At 39.0% G+C, this 17,987-nt stretch carries 14 protein-coding genes; all 14 read left to right on the top strand.

Annotated features, from left to right (window positions below; genetic code table 11):
• Nucleotides 1-359 precede the first annotated feature (359 nt).
• Entirely contained in the window at nt 360-1,358 is a 999-nt protein-coding gene (locus tag B3C16_RS06300; protein WP_291129958.1) for a serine hydrolase domain-containing protein, read from the top strand.
• A 92-nt stretch (nt 1,359-1,450) separates the two neighbouring features.
• Nucleotides 1,451-2,752, top strand: coding sequence for a DUF389 domain-containing protein (locus B3C16_RS06295; RefSeq protein ID WP_291129955.1), 1,302 nt, complete (start codon nt 1,451-1,453; stop codon nt 2,750-2,752).
• Between the two features lie 190 nt (nt 2,753-2,942).
• A complete protein-coding gene (locus B3C16_RS06290) occupies nt 2,943-3,374 on the top strand; it encodes a MarR family winged helix-turn-helix transcriptional regulator (protein ID WP_121314005.1) in 432 nt (143 codons plus the stop codon).
• A gap of 69 nt (nt 3,375-3,443) precedes the next feature.
• Nucleotides 3,444-5,834: a 3-hydroxyacyl-CoA dehydrogenase/enoyl-CoA hydratase family protein gene (locus B3C16_RS06285; protein ID WP_291129952.1), complete on the top strand. Its 2,391-nt coding sequence runs from the start codon at nt 3,444-3,446 to the stop codon at nt 5,832-5,834.
• A gap of 82 nt (nt 5,835-5,916) precedes the next feature.
• Entirely contained in the window at nt 5,917-7,098 is a 1,182-nt protein-coding gene (locus B3C16_RS06280) for an acetyl-CoA C-acyltransferase (protein ID WP_121314007.1), read from the top strand.
• A gap of 24 nt (nt 7,099-7,122) precedes the next feature.
• Nucleotides 7,123-8,913 carry an acyl-CoA dehydrogenase family protein gene (locus tag B3C16_RS06275; RefSeq protein WP_291129950.1) on the top strand — a complete coding sequence of 597 codons (1,791 nt, stop codon included), beginning with the start codon at nt 7,123-7,125 and terminating at the stop codon, nt 8,911-8,913.
• A gap of 260 nt (nt 8,914-9,173) precedes the next feature.
• Entirely contained in the window at nt 9,174-9,737 is a 564-nt protein-coding gene (locus B3C16_RS06270; protein WP_291129948.1) for a DUF4256 domain-containing protein, read from the top strand.
• A 65-nt stretch (nt 9,738-9,802) separates the two neighbouring features.
• On the top strand, nt 9,803-10,450 hold the full coding sequence (locus tag B3C16_RS06265) for a DUF2238 domain-containing protein (protein ID WP_291129946.1): 648 nt from the start codon (nt 9,803-9,805) through the stop codon (nt 10,448-10,450).
• Nucleotides 10,440-10,937, top strand: a complete 498-nt coding sequence (locus tag B3C16_RS06260) for a YdeI/OmpD-associated family protein (RefSeq protein ID WP_291129944.1) — start codon at nt 10,440-10,442, stop codon at nt 10,935-10,937. Before B3C16_RS06265 ends, B3C16_RS06260 begins: the two co-directional genes overlap by 11 nt.
• Before the next feature lie 99 nt (nt 10,938-11,036).
• Nucleotides 11,037-11,642 carry a flavin reductase family protein gene (locus B3C16_RS06255; RefSeq protein WP_121314012.1) on the top strand — a complete coding sequence of 202 codons (606 nt, stop codon included), beginning with the start codon at nt 11,037-11,039 and terminating at the stop codon, nt 11,640-11,642.
• A gap of 38 nt (nt 11,643-11,680) precedes the next feature.
• The gene (locus B3C16_RS06250) at nt 11,681-13,999 is read left to right on the top strand and encodes a bifunctional salicylyl-CoA 5-hydroxylase/oxidoreductase (RefSeq protein WP_291129940.1); all 2,319 of its coding nucleotides are present in this window, start codon (nt 11,681-11,683) and stop codon (nt 13,997-13,999) included.
• Nucleotides 14,000-14,040: 41 nt separating this feature from the next.
• Entirely contained in the window at nt 14,041-15,633 is a 1,593-nt protein-coding gene (locus tag B3C16_RS06245; RefSeq protein ID WP_291129937.1) for an AMP-binding protein, read from the top strand.
• A 195-nt stretch (nt 15,634-15,828) separates the two neighbouring features.
• Nucleotides 15,829-17,409, top strand: a complete 1,581-nt coding sequence (locus B3C16_RS06240) for an FMN-binding glutamate synthase family protein (RefSeq protein WP_291129935.1) — start codon at nt 15,829-15,831, stop codon at nt 17,407-17,409.
• 151 nt (nt 17,410-17,560) lie between these two features.
• Nucleotides 17,561-17,986: an acyl-CoA thioesterase gene (locus tag B3C16_RS06235; protein WP_291129932.1), complete on the top strand. Its 426-nt coding sequence runs from the start codon at nt 17,561-17,563 to the stop codon at nt 17,984-17,986.
• Nucleotide 17,987 lies beyond the last annotated feature (1 nt).

Here is a 17,987-nt window from a genome sequence, read left to right as displayed (position 1 = left end):
ATTTAATGATTGTAAACTTAAGGCGGTTTGTAACAACTGCGCGCTTGGGCTTGTCCCGAATTTTCTCTGAAAACTCAAAAAGGAGTTTTATATTTGAAATGGACAGTAATAAATCGTAGCAGCTATTGCAAGAAGCGGAACACGATATGCACAATTAAACAACTACAATATGGTAACATCAAAATATTGGTTTATTCTTATTTTATTAGTTCATCTTACAACTGTTTGCCTAGGACAGGAAATTGTAAAGCTTGACAAAACTAAAATTTCACAAGATGACTTGGATGATAAGATTACAACATTAATGAAAGTTGCCAATTACATGGTTTAGGTATAGTTGTTTTAATAATAACGAACCTGTGTACAAAAAAACTTTCGGTTATAAAAATGCAATCACAAAAGAGCCAATTAAAATTGAGACCAATTTTTACGGCGCCTCCTTAAGCAAGTCTGTATTTGCTGTAATGGTAATGCAACTTGTTGAAAAAGGCATACTTGACTTGGATAAACCGCTTCAGGAATATTTACCTAAACCTATTTTTGATTACAAACCAACAAAAAAATGGCACGATAAATACGTAGATTTAAAAAACGACCCAGCTTACTTAAAAATAACGACAAGAATGTGCCTAGATCATACATCCGGTTTTCCAAATTGGCGTTGGGATGAACCAGACGAAAAACTGAAAGTCAAATCAATTCCTGGTTCTCGATATAGTTATTCTGGAGAAGGATTGGTTTATCTTCAAGTTGTAATAGAACATCTTTTAAACAAGTCATTGGAACAACTAATGCAGGAAAACATTTTTATACCATTAAAAATGAAGAATTCTTCTTACACATGGCAACCGAAATTTGAAAAAGATTATTGTATTGGTCACAACGTAACCGGAGAATTGTATGAAAAAGATAAAGATAATGAGGCGAGAGCTGCCAGCACTTTAGAAACTACGCTCGATGATTATACACTATTTACCGAAGCCGTACTTAAAAACCAATTACTAACATCATCTACTACAAAAGAGATGTTTACTCAGCAGATCAAAATTAGGTCGATAGCCCAATTTGGACCAATGCGCCTAAAAGACTCTGATAGTAATGACGGAATTAATTTGGGTTACGGACTTGGTTGGGGATTACTTGACTCCCCATACGGATTTGGTGCTTTCAAAGAAGGGCACGGTGATGGCTTTCAACATTATTCCATTATTTTTCCACAAAAAGGAAAAGGGATTATAATAATGAGTAATAGTGATAATGCAGAAAGTATTTTTAAAGAATTATTGGAAATTACCATTGGTGATATTTATACTCCATGGCGTTGGGAAAATTATATTCCTTACGACCAAAAAGATTAAATTAATTATGCATCGCCGTTGTTGCAACCCAAGAACCCATCTGCAAGCATATGAAACAAAAATCATTATATTTGAGATAAATATCAAATTCAATGAATAAGTTATTAACCTTTTTAGATCTTACAAAAGGAGAAGACAACAAACAATCCGTACTCGAAAATGTAAAATCAAACATTTCATTCAGAGGTGCGAATCTTTGGATTCTTGCTTGTGCAATCGTAGTAGCATCCATTGGATTGAATGTAAATTCAACCGCTGTAATCATTGGGGCGATGCTTATTTCTCCTTTAATGGGACCAATAATCGGAGCTGGATTTGCACTTGGTATATACGACTTCGAGCTTCTAAAAAAATCATTAAAAAACTTACTGATTGCGACTGTTGTGAGTTTGGCAGTGTCTACTATTTATTTCTATTTAAGTCCTTTTAAAGAAACGCAATCAGAACTTCTCGCCCGCACATCACCAAATATATATGACATTTTGATTGCATTCTTCGGCGGTTTGGTCGGTGTAATTGCCATCACCCGAAAAGAAAAAGGAAATCCTATTCCCGGAGTTGCAATCGCAACCGCTTTGATGCCGCCACTTTGCACTGCAGGTTACGGCTTGGCTATAGGGAATTTTCATTTTTTTGGGGGAGCCATTTATCTATACACTATTAATTGTGTTTTCATCTGTGTGGCTACTTTTCTAATCGTTAAATTCTTGGATTATCCGCGTTTAATTCAATTTGAAAAAGCACGGGAAAAACAAATTACTTTTGTCATTACCCTACTAACAATCATACTACTTTTACCAAGTATATACTTTGGCTACACGCTTTTTGAGGAAAGAAAATTTGAACAAAAAGTAAATACTTTTATCCAAAATGAATTCACGGATAAAGGTTACACTATAATTTACAAAAAAACACGTTACAAATCGAATAATAGTAGTTTGGAAATTGCATTACTTTCTAAAAAATTCAACGCTCAAGAAAATGCAGAAATCAAGCAACGGTTAAACGTTTATGATTTAAAGGGTGTTCAATTTAAAATTCGTCAGGACACGACCAATTTAAAGCAAGATATCCTTAATCAAATAAAAAATGAAAGGACCAACGTAAATGAAAAAGATGCTGTAATTGCCACATTGAGAAAAGAAATTCAAGATAATAAATTTGACAATAAATCTCTGCTAAATGAAGCAAGAATCCTTTTCCCTTCCTTACGTGATATTTCAATTTCTAACCATCCCTTTAATGTTGATCAGGAAAAAAACAATATCGTTCCTGTAGTCATTTATTCAAGTAAAAAAGCCTTAAATAAAGATGATACCCAAAAATTAGAGCTATGGGTAAAAACAAGAATTAAAAAAAATGAGGTTGAAGTGTTTTGGAAAAATACCAAATAGTTTGTTCGTCAGTCAATTCAACCTCGTTTTTGACAAATGAATGGCTTGGATTAACCTTTTTTCATCCCCTTACCGCTTTCATTTCTCAGTAATCCAGACTACTTAATTTTTTTTTACTAAATAGTATGCATGCATAATATATTTTTATTATCTTTGAATTCAGAACGAAAACGTTTTAGCATTTTTAGGTATGAAAGATAAAACTATAGATTATATACTCCGTGCTACTTGGCAAGCTGTTGCCCGTATGTACAACGAAGAAGCGTCCAAGTTTGAAGGCTCGATGGCGATAGGATTTGCACTATTGAGTATCGATAAAGAAGAAGGAACACCTTCCACTTTTATCAGTTCACGAATGGGAATGGAAGCGACAAGCTTAACCAGAACCCTAAGAACCTTGGAAGAAAAAGGACTAATCATCCGGAAGAAAAACCCACAAGACGGTCGTGGTGTGTTAATCTACTTAACCGACTTAGGCAAAGAAAAAAGAGAACTCTCCAAAAAGACCGTTCTAAAATTTAACGAAACCATCAGAAAAAACATCACCGAAGAAAAGCTACAGCATTTTATAGAAGTAGCTGATATAATCAATGACTTAATTTCAGAGAAAAAAATATTTTAATCCATGTTTGCTATCAGATATATTCTTGCAACTGACAACAAACAACCGATAACAGACAACAAATAAATTATGAAACGAACAATTAAAAAAGTGGCAGTCGTAGGTTCCGGAATCATGGGTTCGGGAATTGCTTGTCATTTTGCTAACATTGGTGTAGAAGTTTTACTTTTGGACATTATTCCAAATGCACTAACAGAAGCCGAAGAAAAGAAAGGATTAACGCTTGACAGTAAAGTGGTTCGCAACCGTTTGGTCAACGAACATTTGGCGAATGCTTTGAAGTCTAACCCATCGCCTATTTACAGTCAGAAGTTTGCCGGCAGAATCACTACGGGAAATACTACTGATGATATGTCTAAGATAGCCAACTACGATTGGATTATTGAAGTTGTAGTAGAGCGTTTAGACATCAAGAAATTGGTATTCGAACAAATCGACCAATACCGCAAACCGGGAACTTTGGTGACTTCAAACACTTCAGGTATTCCTATTAAGTTTATGAGCGAAGGCCGAAGCGAGGATTTTCAAGCACACTTTTGCGGAACGCATTTCTTTAATCCGGCGCGTTATTTAAAATTATTTGAAATCATTCCGGGACCAAAAACTGCTAACGAAGTATTAGATTTCTTATTTGATTATGGTTCTAAATTTTTAGGCAAAACTTCGGTCGTGGCCAAAGATACTCCGGCGTTCATCGGAAATCGTATTGGTATATTTGGCATCCAAAGTTTATTTCATTTGGTAAAAGAAATGGACTTAACCATCGAAGAAGTTGATAAGTTAACCGGTCCGGTAATTGGTCGCCCAAAGTCGGCCACCTTCAGAACGGTTGATGTCGTTGGTTTAGATACTTTGGTTCACGTGGCCAACGGAATATATGAAAACTGTCCAAACGACGAGGCGCACGAACTATTCAAATTGCCTGACTTCATCAATAAAATGATGGAAAACAAATGGCTCGGCAGCAAAACCGGTCAGGGTTTCTATAAAAAAGTAGACAAAGACATCTTGTCTTTAGATTTAAATACCTTAGAATACAGAGCCGCTAAAAAAGCATCTTTCGGTACTTTAGAACTGACCAAAACGATTGACAAACCTATCGACAGGTTCAAGGTTTTGGTAAAAGGTAAAGACAAAGCAGGCGAATTCTACAGAAAAAACTTCTCAGCGATGTTTGCTTATGTTTCTAACAGAGTTCCCGAAATCACAGACGACTTCTACAAAATAGACGACGCCATGAAAGCAGGTTTCGGTTGGGAAAACGGACCATTCGAAATATGGGACGCTATAGGAGTTGCCAAAGGAATCGAATTAATGCAAGCCGAAGGCTACCAACCGGCCGCTTGGGTAAATGAAATGTTTGCTTCAGGCAGTACAAGCTTCTACACAGTTAAAGAAGGCGCAACTTATTATTATAACACACAAACTAAGTCACAAACCAAAGTTCCGGGACAAGACAGTTTCATTATACTAAACAACATTCGTGAAAGCAAGAAAGTTTGGAGCAACAGTGGTGCTGTAATTCACGACTTAGGCGACGGCATCTTAAACCTTGAATTCCAATCGAAAATGAACACCATTGGTGGTGACGTTTTAGTCGGAATCAACAAAGCTATCGACTTAGCCGAAAAACAATACAACGGATTAGTAATAGGAAACCAAGGTGCCAATTTCTCTGTCGGAGCCAATATCGGAATGATTTTCATGATGGCAGTCGAACAAGAATATGACGAACTAAATATGGCCATCAAAATGTTCCAAGACACGATGATGCGTTGTCGCTACTCTTCTATTCCGGTAATCGTTGCGCCACACGGCATGACACTTGGCGGCGGTTGTGAAATGAGTATGCACGCTGACAAAGTGGTTGCTGCGGCAGAAACTTATATTGGTTTGGTAGAATTTGGTGTCGGTGTAATTCCCGGCGGTGGTGGTTCTAAAGAAATGACTTTGCGTGCATCCGACCTATTCCGTAAAAACGACGTTGAATTAAACACACTACAAGAATATTTCCTAACAGTCGCAATGGCAAAAGTAGCTACATCAGCTTACGAAGCCTTTGATATGGGCGTATTACAAAAAGGAAAAGACGTCGTTGTAGTCAACAAAGACCGTCAAATAGCCGAAGCCAAGAAACATGCATTGTTAATGGCAGAAGCCGGTTACACACAACCAATTCAAAGAACCGATGTAAAAGTTTTGGGCAAACAAGCCTTAGGAATGTTCTTAGTTGGAACAGACCAAATGGTAGCCGGAAAATACATTTCGGAACACGATCAAAAAATTGCAAACAAACTGGCTTACGTAATGGCCGGTGGCGATTTGTCTGAACCAACTTTGGTAAGCGAACAGTACTTATTGGATATTGAAAGAGAAGCCTTCTTATCACTTTGTACTGAAAGAAAAACATTGGAAAGAATTCAGTTTATGTTAACTAAAGGAAAACCGTTGAGAAATTAGATAATAGATAATAGACGAAAAGAAAATAGACAAAAAGTCTATCATCCATAATCTCTTTGTCTATCATCTCAAAACAAAAAATATGAAAACAGCATATATAGTAAAAGCATACAGAACCGCCGTCGGAAAAGCACCTAAAGGAGTTTACAGATTCAAACGCCCTGACGAACTAGCCGCCGAAACCATTCAATTCATGATGAATGAACTGCCTGATTTCGACAAAACAAGAATTGACGACGTCATGGTCGGAAACGCCATGCCCGAAGCTGAACAAGGATTAAACGTAGCGCGTTTGATTTCGTTAATGGGATTAAAAGTAACCGATGTTCCGGGTGTAACCGTGAACCGTTATTGTGCTTCCGGAATTGAAACCATTGCCATGGCGACTTCTAAAATACAAAGTGGTATGGCAGATTGTATCATCGCCGGTGGTGCCGAAAGCATGAGTTTTATCCCAATGGGCGGTTACAAACCAACGCCTGATTACGCAGTAGCCAAAGAAGGCAACGAAGATTATTACTGGGGAATGGGTTTAACAGCAGAAGCGGTAGCCAAACAATTCAACGTATCTCGTGAAGACCAAGATGAATTTGCACTGAATTCACATTTAAAAGCCATCAAAGCGCAAGCCGAAGGCAAATTCGATAAACAAATTGTTCCCATTACTATCGAACAAACCTTTATCAATGAAAATGGTAAAAAAGAGACCAAGTCCTACACCGTAACCAAAGACGAAGGACCAAGAGCCGATACGAATGCAGCTGCTTTAAGTAAATTGCGCCCTGTTTTCGCCGCTGATGGTAGTGTAACCGCCGGTAACTCTTCACAAATGAGTGACGGAGCGGCTTTTGTCTTAATCATGAGCGAAGAAATGGTAAAAGAATTAAACCTGACTCCTATCGCTCGCATGGTAAGTTATGCAGCAGCCGGTGTCGAACCAAGAATCATGGGGATTGGTCCGGTGAAAGCCATCCCGAAAGCTTTAAAACAAGCAGGTTTGACTTTAAACGACATCAATTTAATTGAGTTAAACGAAGCTTTTGCTTCTCAAGCCTTAGCAGTTACTCGCGAATTGGGCATCAATCCTGATATCGTAAATGTAAACGGTGGCGCCATTGCTTTGGGACATCCACTAGGTTGTACAGGGGCAAAATTATCTGTACAATTATTTGACGAAATGAAACGCCGAGGTGATAAATACGGAATCGTATCAATGTGTGTCGGAACCGGACAAGGTGCCGCAGGCGTTTATGAATTATTATAATCAACAAACTAAAAAAATAAAAAAATGAGCGATATCACTCGTGGAGGTCAATTCCTCGTAAAAGAAACCAAATGCGAAGACATCTTCACTCCTGAAGATTTCTCAGAAGAACAAATCATGATGCGCGATTCTGTTAAAGAATTCGTCGACAAAGAAATTTGGCCTAACAAAGACCGTTTCGAAAAGAAAGACTATGCCTTTACCGAAGAAGTAATGCGCAAAGCCGGAGAAATGGGATTTCTAAGTGTTGCTGTTCCGGAAGCATATGGCGGAATGGGAATGGGATTCGTAGATACGTGTCTCGTGTGCGACTATATTTCGGGCGCAACCGGTTCGTTTTCTACAGCCTTTGGAGCACATACTGGAATCGGAACGATGCCGATTACTTTGTACGGAACCGAAGAGCAAAAGCAAAAATACGTCCCTAAATTAGCTTCTGGCGAATGGTTTGGCGCGTACTGTTTGACCGAACCGGGCGCTGGTTCTGATGCCAACTCCGGAAAAACAAAAGCAGTTTTATCCGCAGACGGAAAGCATTACAATATTACCGGACAAAAAATGTGGATTTCGAACGCAGGTTTCTGTTCAGTATTCATCGTATTTGCTCGTATTGAAGATGACAAAAATATTACCGGCTTCATCGTAGAAAACGATCCAAGCAACGGAATCACGATGAATGAAGAAGAACACAAACTCGGCATTCGCGCCTCTTCTACCCGTCAGGTTTTCTTTGCAGATACTAAAGTTCCGGTTGAAAATATGTTGGCCGGCCGTGGCGAAGGTTTTAAAATTGCAATGAATGCGTTAAATGTTGGTCGTATCAAATTGGCTGCCGCTTGTTTGGATGCCCAACGTCGTGTGACTTCGAATGCGATTAATTATGCTAACGAAAGAATTCAGTTCAATACGCCAATCTCCAGTTTTGGAGCGATTCGTTATAAATTAGCCGAAATGGCCACTTCTGCTTATGCCGGAGAAAGTGCTACCTATCGTGCTGCTAAAGACATTGAAAACAGAATCAAATTACGTGAAGCCGAAGGTGCAACTCACCAAGAAGCCGAATTAAAAGGCGTTGAAGAATTTGCTATCGAATGTTCTATTCTAAAAGTAGCCGTTTCAGAAGACGTACAAAATGCCGCAGATGAAGGCATCCAAATCTATGGCGGAATGGGATTCTCTGAAGACACACCAATGGAAAGTGCTTGGCGTGATGCTCGTATCGCTCGTATTTACGAAGGAACGAATGAAATCAACAGAATGCTATCCGTTGGAATGCTAATCAAAAAAGCCATGAAAGGTCATGTTGATTTATTAGGACCGGCGATGAAAGTACAAGAAGAATTAATGGGTATTCCATCATTTGACACACCTGACTATTCTGAATTATTTTCAGAAGAAAAAGAGATGGTGGCCAAATTGAAAAAAGCTTTCTTAATGGTTGCCGGTGCTGCAGTTCAAAAATATGGAATGGATTTAGACGCACACCAACAATTATTAATGGCTGCTGCCGATATGTTAATCGAAATCTATGTTGCGGAAAGTACGATTTTAAGAACAGAAAAATTGGCCAAGAAAGAAGGAGAATCAAAAGTAACAGAGCAAATCGCGATGGCTAAGCTATACTTATACAAAGCAGTAGACGTTGTGACCCAAAAAGGAAAAGAAAGTATTATCTCTTTTGCTGAAGGAGACGAACAACGCATGATGCTAATGGGATTACGCCGATTTACCAAATATACCAACATGCCAAACATCGTTGGATTAAGAGAAACTATTACCACCAAATTAGTGGCTGAAAATAGTTATTGTTTCTAGATTAGTTAAGTTAATTGTTATGAAAAACCATCTGAATATCTCAGATGGTTTTTCTTTTGAGTGTCAAACAAAATCCTAAAATAGCCGTTGAAGAATCTAAAGAAATAACCAATACTTTTGAAAAAATAGTAATTTAGCTTAACTGTATTTACATATTCTATAAGCAAGAAAGGTAAAGGACTTTTAGATTGCAGAAGTAGAAAACTAAAAAATGATAGTCTTTTAGAAATGATAAAAAAAACACTAAAAATAACATGTCAATGGAAGATAAAAAACAGTTGTCACCGGAACAGCGTAATGAACTACTCAACACTTTAAAAAATCGTTTTGAGAAAAACAGCAACCGCCATCCAAATTTGGATTGGGCTAAAATACAAGCCAAACTAGAAGCGAATCCTCAAAAACTATGGTCGCTCAATGAAATGGAAAAAACTGAAGGTGAACCGGATGTCATTGGTTACGATCAAAAAACTGATGAATATCATTTTTATGATTGCTCAGCCGAAAGTCCAAAAGGACGGAGAAGTCTTTGTTACGACCGTCAAGCACTAGAGTCAAGAAAAGAGCACAAACCGCAAAACAACGTTATTGATACAGCAACTGCCATGGGTATTGAACTTTTAACAGAAGAACAATACAGAGCATTACAGCAATTTGGCAACTTCGACACCAAAACATCAAGCTGGATAAAAACACCGGACGAAATTAGAAAACTCGGTGGCGCACTTTTCTGTGATTATCGTTATGGAAATGTCTTTGTGTACCACAACGGTGCCGAATCTTACTATGCTGCGCGAGCATTTCGTGGCATGCTAAAGATTTAAATTCCTTTCTTCAAATAATACAAAACCATTTATTTTCCTATCTTCGATTCCTAAACCAATAAGTTATGCCATTCACCACCGCCATTTCAACTGAAAGAACTCCATTTGCCAAAAACCCATGGTTGTGGGCGTTTCTGGGCATATTTACCATCATTTGGACAAGCACATTAATAGGCACAAACGACATGAATAATTGGCTGCTCGAAAATACTTTGACAGTTATTTTCTTCTTGTTTTTAATTTTCACTTATAAAAAATACCAGTTCAGCGATTTAACTTATCTGCTGATTTGTGTTTACATGTGTTTGCACGTTTATGGCGCCAAATATACTTATGCCGAAAACCCTTTTGGCTATTGGCTCAAAGATTATATGGGTTGGGAGCGCAATCACTACGACCGAATTGTGCATTTCAGTTTCGGATTTTTATTGGCTTACCCCATGAGGGAATTGTTTCTAAAATGGATAAAATACCCAACAATAGTCGCATGGGTTTTACCAATCGAAATCACTTTGTCCATAAGCGGTTTCTACGAATTGATTGAATGGGCTGTAGCCGATATTTTCTTTCCGGCGCAAGGTGTTGCTTATTTAGGAACGCAAGGCGATATTTGGGATGCCCAAAAAGACATTTTTCTAGCCTTTTTAGGAGCCATTTTAGCCACAACAATAGTTTCCTTAGTCAAACGCTTTTTCAAAATTCATGAAAGCTAATGCGCCTATTTCGTTTAGTGCCAAAATAGAAATTATTGGTATCAACCCATTCGTGTATTTGCCCGAAGAAGTGTTACTAGTTGTTTTGGGTCAAGCCCAAAAAGACAAAGGCAAAATACCGGTAACCATATCCATTGACGGACATCCATTTCTTCAAACTTTAGTCAAATATAGCGGACATTGGCGATTGTACTTAAACACACCTATGCGAAAAGCCGCTGGAAAAGAATTGGGCGATACTGCCCTATTTTCCATTGCTTTTAATCCAAAGCCAAGAGAAATAACCATACATCCTAAATTGGCAAAAGCTTTAGAAAACAATACAGAAGCCAAAGGCAAATTCGATAATTTACCTGCTTCACGCCGATTGGAAATTGTCAAGTACATTTCTTTCCTGAAAACCGAAGAAAGCATCGATAGAAATGTAACAAAAGCCATTAATTTTTTATTAGAAAAAGAGCCTTTTATCGGCAGAGACAAACCTTAGTCTAAAATTCAAGAATTATCATTTTCAAGCTCATAAATTTAACTTCGATTCAAAAAAATAACAAAAAATAGCTTTAATTTGTAGTAAACAAACAACAACATGCTATTTGATCCTAACGAGCTCGAGTATTCGGCTGTTTACAAACTACTAACCGGTGCCATTATCCCAAGACCTATCGGCTGGATTTCTTCAGTAAGCGAAGACGGAATCAACAATTTAGCGCCTTTTTCCTATTTCAATGCTGTTGGTGATGATCCGCCAACCGTGATGTTTTCTACCGGAAGAGGCAACAATACTAATAAAGATACTTTAAATAATGTGCTGGCCACCAAACAATTTGTGGTAAACATGGTCACCGAAGAGTTGGCTGAACAAATGAATACCACTGCACAATCAGTTCCACACGATGTGGACGAATTTGAATTAGCAGGTGTTACACCAATCGCATCAGTCAAAGTAAAACCAATGCGCGTTAAAGAAAGTCCAATTACTTTCGAATGCGAATTGGTACATCATTATTTTTTGGAAGACCACAAACACGGCGGTGCTTGTATCGTTATCGGCAGGATCGTAATGATGCATTTCAATGACGAAGTATTATTAGAAAATCATAAAATCAATTTAGAAACCTACAAACCAATTTCGCGATTAGCAGGTTCTAATTATGCCAAATTAGGAGAATTATTTTCGATTAAAAGAGGTTAAAAAAACCTCAGAACCTTAGAACCTTAGAATCTCAAAAAATGAAAATAGCAGTTATAGGTGGCGGTCCGGGCGGACTTTACTTTTCGATACTAACCAAAAAAGCAATGCCCGATTGCCAAATCGATGTGTACGAACGCAACAAACCCGATGATAGTTTTGGTTTTGGCGTAGTCTTCTCCGATGAAACTTTGGGCGAATTTCTCAAACGCGACATGCAATCCTATGAGTTAATCCGAAGCAAATTTGCCTATTGGGACGACATCATCGTAGCGCGTGACGGACAAGAAGTTAGTATTGCCGGAAACGGTTTTTGTGGTTGTTCGAGAAAAACATTGCTCAAGTTACTACACCAACGTTGTCGTGAAGAAGGTATAAACCTTCATTTCGAGCAAAACATAGATGATTTAAGCCAATACCAAGATGCCAACATTATCTTAGCTGCGGATGGTATTGCAAGCGGCATCAGAACACAATACGAATCCGAATTTGGCACCAAAATCACTTTAAAGAAAAACCGCTTTGTATGGCTAGGTTCAACCAAACCGTTAGACGCTTTTACCTATTTTTTCAGAACTACGCCGCACGGAATCATAGTCGCACATTCCTACCAATACGAAGAAGGCATGAGCACTTGGATCTTTGAATGCAGCGACGAAACTTGGCAAAAACACGGATTCGAAGTGACCAATGAAGCAGATACGATGGCCAAAATTTCCGAAATATTCAAAGTCGAACTCGATGGACATCCATTGATTTCAAACAAATCACACTGGCGTCAATTTCCGCATGTGACCAATGAAAAATGGTTTCACAACAATATTGTTTTATTAGGCGATGCCAAAGCCACAGCACACTACTCTATCGGTTCGGGAACCAAATTAGCCATGGATTCTGCCATAGGTTTATCCGATGCCGTAATTGCGAATCCAAACAATGTGCAAGCCGCTTTCGAACAATACGAAAAAACCAGAAGAAACACCGTTGAAATGATTCAACACGCCGCGCTAGTGTCACTCGATTGGTTTGAAAATATGGATAGAAATAACCAACATCCATTTTATCAATTCGCTTTCGGCTGTATGACACGCGCCAAAAAAGTAACGTTTGAAAACCTAAGACTTCGCGATAAATCTTTTACGGATAAAGTTTTAGCCGAATTCAATACAAATAACAACTGTCACACTGAGCCTGTCGAAGTGCCTAAGATAGCACCTGCCGCTTTCTCTAAATTCAAACTACGCGATTTAGAATTGCCAAACCGAATCGTAATGTCTCCAATGGGACAATACTCAGCCATCGATGGTAAGATTTCCGATTGGCATTTAGTCCATTACGGAAGTCGAGCAACCGGCGGTGTGGGACTAATTATCACCGAAATGACAGCCGTTTCAGAAACAGGCCGAATCACTTTAGGTTGCGCCGGTATTTATACTCAAGAACAACTTCTTGACTGGAAAAAAATAACCGATTTCATCCATCAAAATACCCAAACAAAAATCGGAATTCAATTAGGTCATTCAGGCAGAAAAGGCGCTACCAAAAAACCTTGGGAAGGACAAAACGAACCGATTGAAACACCTTGGGATTTGATTTCGGCTTCGCCAATAGCGTTCAATGACAAACTTCCGATTCCAAGAGAAATAACTTCCGAAGATATGGATGTAATAGTTTCCGAATTTGTCCGAGCCACCAAAAATGCGGACCAAGCCGGATTTGATTTAATCGAATTACAAGCGCATCATGGATTCTTATTGGCCTCTTTCCTATCGCCTTTAACCAATATCAGAACAGACGAATTTGGCGGAAGCATCGAAAACCGATTAAAATTCCCATTAAGAGTTTTCAACGAAATGCGAAACACTTTTCCACCACACAAACCCATGTCAGTGAGAATTTCCGCTTCCGATTGGGCAAAAAACGGAATTTCAGAAGAAGAAGTTATTACCATAGCCACTGTCTTCAAAAATGCAGGAGCCGATATTATCAACGTTTCAACCGGAAATACGGTCGCCAATCAAAAACCACAAGTTGGTAGAATGTGGCAAACCCCTTTTGCCGATGTCGTTCGAAATACGGTTCACATCCCAACCATAACCACCGGTTTTATTCAAGACATTGACCAAATTAATACGATTATACTAAACGGCAGAGCTGATTTGGTGGCGTTGGGTCGACCGCTATTAGCCGATGCCAATTTTGTTCGCAACGCACAAGCCTACGAGCAATTTGAAGCCACTGACATTCCAAACCAATACAAAGCCGGAAGTTCGCATCTTTATCCGCTAAAAGCGACAGAAAGAAAGCAAACAGAAGGCATGAAAATCGCCTTGAAACCAAAAAGCAATAAAAAAGAATAAAACCTTAGAACCTTAGCGCCTCAGCGCCTTAGAACCTAAAAATGAAACATTACCAAGACAATTTCGCTCACGATCATTTACCAAGTCCCGACTTACAACCCGACTATGTTTTCCTCGACTTACCACAGTTTAACCGACCGGAAATGCTCAATTGTGTGGACGTTCTTTTGGACAACCACATCAAAGAAGGTCGCGGAAATAATGTCTGCATCCGAACTTTTGAAACCACTTGGACCTACCAAGATTTATTCGAAAAAACCAATCAAATTGCGCATGTTTTAGTGGAAGATTTAGGTTTAAAATCTGGGAATCGTGTATTGATTCGTTCAGCCAATAACCCAATGATGGTCGCGGTTTGGTATGCCGTTTTAAAAGCCGGTGGCATTGTCGTAGCAACTATGCCTTTATTGCGCGCCAAAGAATTAACTACGATTATCGATTGTGCCGAAATCTCTCATGCCATCTGCGACCACAGTTTGGCCGACGAAATGCATTTGGTCAAATCGGAACATTTAAAATCGGTTTGCTTTTACGGCAATTCGCGTTTAGAAGAATTGATGCAAAACAAACCTAAAACCTTCACCAATTACCACACCAAATCTGACAGTATCGCCTTAATCGGTTTTACTTCAGGAACGACAGGTTTGCCTAAAATGACGTCGCATTTCCATAAAGACATTCTAAACATTTGCCAAGCTTTTCCACCATATTCGCTCCAACCAACTGCTGACGATATTTTTACCGGAAGTCCGCCACTTGGTTTTACTTTTGGTTTGGGCGGATTGGTTTTGTTTCCCATGTACTTCGGTGCTTCGACTTTCTTAATCGAAAAACCAACACCCGATATGCTTTTACAAGCAATTCAGGACTATAAAATCACGATTTGTTTCACAGCGCCAACGGCTTGGCGAATCATCACTACTAAAGTCAACGATTTCGATATTTCCAGCTTGCGTAAATGTGTTTCAGCCGGAGAAACATTGCCGTTAAAAGTTTGGCAAGATTGGTATGACACAACCGGCTTAAAAATAATCGATGGCATTGGTGCTACCGAAATGTTGCATATCTTTATATCATCGAATGAAGACAATATGAAACCCGGCGCAACCGGTGTTGCGATTACCGGTTATGAAGCCAAAATTGTAGACAAAGAAGGAAATAATGTTCTAACAAACGAACCCGGAAGGTTAGTTGTTCGCGGCATCACCGGTTGTAAATATTTAAACCGAATTGACAAACAAGAAGAATACGTCGAAAACGGTTGGAATGTCACCGGCGATATTTTCCGCCAAGATGAAGAAGGCTATTTTTGGTTTGTAGCACGAGGTGATGATATGATTATTTCTTCAGGATATAATATCGCAGCGATTGAAGTAGAAAGTGTGCTTTTAACGCATGAAGAAATTTTAGAATGTGCTGTAGTCGGTTTGCCCGATGAAGAACGAGGAATGTTAGTTTGTGCGCACATTGTTTTAAAGGAACACAGTAAAGCGACTGACAATATGAAGAACCATATTCAACACTGGTTCAAGGAAGTAGCCGCACCGTACAAATATCCAAGGGTGATTTATTTTACCGAAGCTTTGCCCAAAACAGAGACCGGAAAAATTCAAAGATTTAAGTTGAAAAATTAAAAATATCAGGAGCTATTTCCCGCTTTCCGCGTTACATAGTAACTCGCTCCACACGAGCGCAGCGACTGCCGAAGGAATCGGGGCTAAGCTTATCTGCAATGACAAGTAATCAATTTAAAATTATGTAAAAACTTGTCTAATTAGTGAAAAAAAATAATTCGTCTAATCCGTTTAGTTCGTGGCAAAAAATAAAAAATGAGAAAGGCATTCATAATATTCGCAATCACTTCCGTATCTATTATAGGAATACTGACTTATATCAACTGGAAGTTTAGTTTTTTAGGATTGATATTTGTTCCTCTGATTTTAATGGGATTTTACGACATGTACCAATCCAAAAAAACCATTCGAAGAAACTTTCCGTTACTTGGCAGAATGCGCTATTTGCTCGAAGCACTTGGTCCTGGTGCCAGACAATATTTTATTGAAAGCGATACCGATGGCAAACCATTCAACCGTTTGCAAAGAAGTTTAGTCTACCAACGAAGTAAAAAAGAAACCGATTCCAACCCTTTCGGAACCCAATTGGACCTTTATGAAATCGGTTACCAATGGATCAATCACAGTATCAAAGCGATTCCGTTTTCACAAGTCAACAGTAATCCAAGAGTAAAAATTGGTTCCTCACAATGCACAAAACCTTATTACGCGAGTTTGTTTAACATCAGCGCGATGAGTTTTGGGTCGCTTAGTAAAAACGCCATTTTGGCTTTAAATAACGGTGCGAAAGAAGGTGGCTTTTACCACAACACCGGCGAAGGTGGATTGTCACCTTATCATTTACAAGGTGGCGATGTCGTTTGGAATATCGGAACCGGTTATTTCAGTTGCCGCGACTATGATGGAAATTTCTCTTATGAAGAATATACCAAAAGAGCTACTTTAGACAATGTCAAAATGATTGAAATCAAGTTTTCTCAAGGTGCAAAACCAGGTCATGGTGGTATCTTACCCAAAGAAAAAGTAACCGAGGAAATCGCAGCCATTCGCTTGGTTTCTAAAGGACACGATATCATTTCGCCACCAACACATTCAGCTTTCAAAACACCTTTAGAATTAATGGAATTCGTCCAATTATTGCGAAAAGGTTCCGGCGGAAAACCCATCGGCATGAAAATCTGTATCGGTAACAAATCTGAATTTATTGCCATTTGTAAAGCCATGGTGCAATCTAAAACTACTTTCGATTTCATCACTGTCGACGGTGGCGAAGGCGGAACCGGTGCGGCACCACAAGAATATTCAGACCACGTTGGCATGCCTTTGCGCGACGCTTTGGCTTTTGTTTACGATTGTTTAGTAGGGTTCGATTTAAAGAAAGACATCAAAATCATTTGTAGCGGAAAAATCATCACTGGTTTCGATATCATCAAAACGCTTTCCATTGGCGCTGATTTATGCAATTCGGCACGCGGAATGATGTTTGCCCTAGGTTGCATCCAAGCGCTCGAATGCCACGCCAATACTTGTCCGACCGGAATTGCAACACAAAATCCAAGATTAACCAAAGGACTGGTTCCCGAAGAAAAAAGCATTCGCGTAGCGCGTTTCCAACACGAAACCGTCAAAAGTGCGATGGAATTAATGGCCTCAGCCGGAATCGATCATCCCGATAAAGTAGACCGAAGCGTTGTAAGTATGCGCGTTGATAGAACCCAAATTAAAACCTTTGAAGAAACCTATCCCGAGTTAAAAGTTGGATCTTTACTTGACGGTAGCAAAGTGCCAAACGAAATGTTCAAATTCTGGAAAAGAGCTACGGCGGAGAGTTTTTAGGAGCTTTATCCAGCTTTCCGCGTTACACGTTAACTCGCTCCACACGAGCGCAGCGACTGCCGAAGGAATCTGGGCTAAACTTATCAGCAATTACAAGTAATCAATTTAAAATCAGTACAATCCGTTTAATCCGCGGTAAAAAATAAAAAATATGAACCAACTTTTTACCAAACAAGAGAAAATACGTTTCAAACACGTCGATTATGCCGGTATAGTATTCTATCCAAGATTCTTAGAAATGCTCAACGACTTAGTCGAAGATTGGTTCGAGGAAGCCTTAGACCGACCATTCTCAAAAATTCACGAAACGAATGGTATTCCAACCGTAGATTTGAAAGTCCAATTCAAAAAAGCTGCCCGTTTAGGTGAAGTCTTGACCAAAAAACTTTGGGTAATCAAACTCGGCGGCGCTTCCGTAAATTGCGGCTTCCGCTTCGAAGACGAACAAGGCAATACTTGTTTGGAAGGAGAAGTAACTTTGGTCAACGTTGCCATCAACAACGGAAGAGACAATATCAAAGCTGAACCTTTTAACGAGGAAATAAAAGCATTGATTTCAAAATATTTAATTGAATAAT

Origin of the sequence: Flavobacterium sp. UBA7682 (genome assembly GCF_002482945.1) — a bacterium.
Lineage (GTDB): Bacteria > Bacteroidota > Bacteroidia > Flavobacteriales > Flavobacteriaceae > Flavobacterium.
This window is presented reverse-complemented; position numbering and strand designations above follow the sequence as displayed.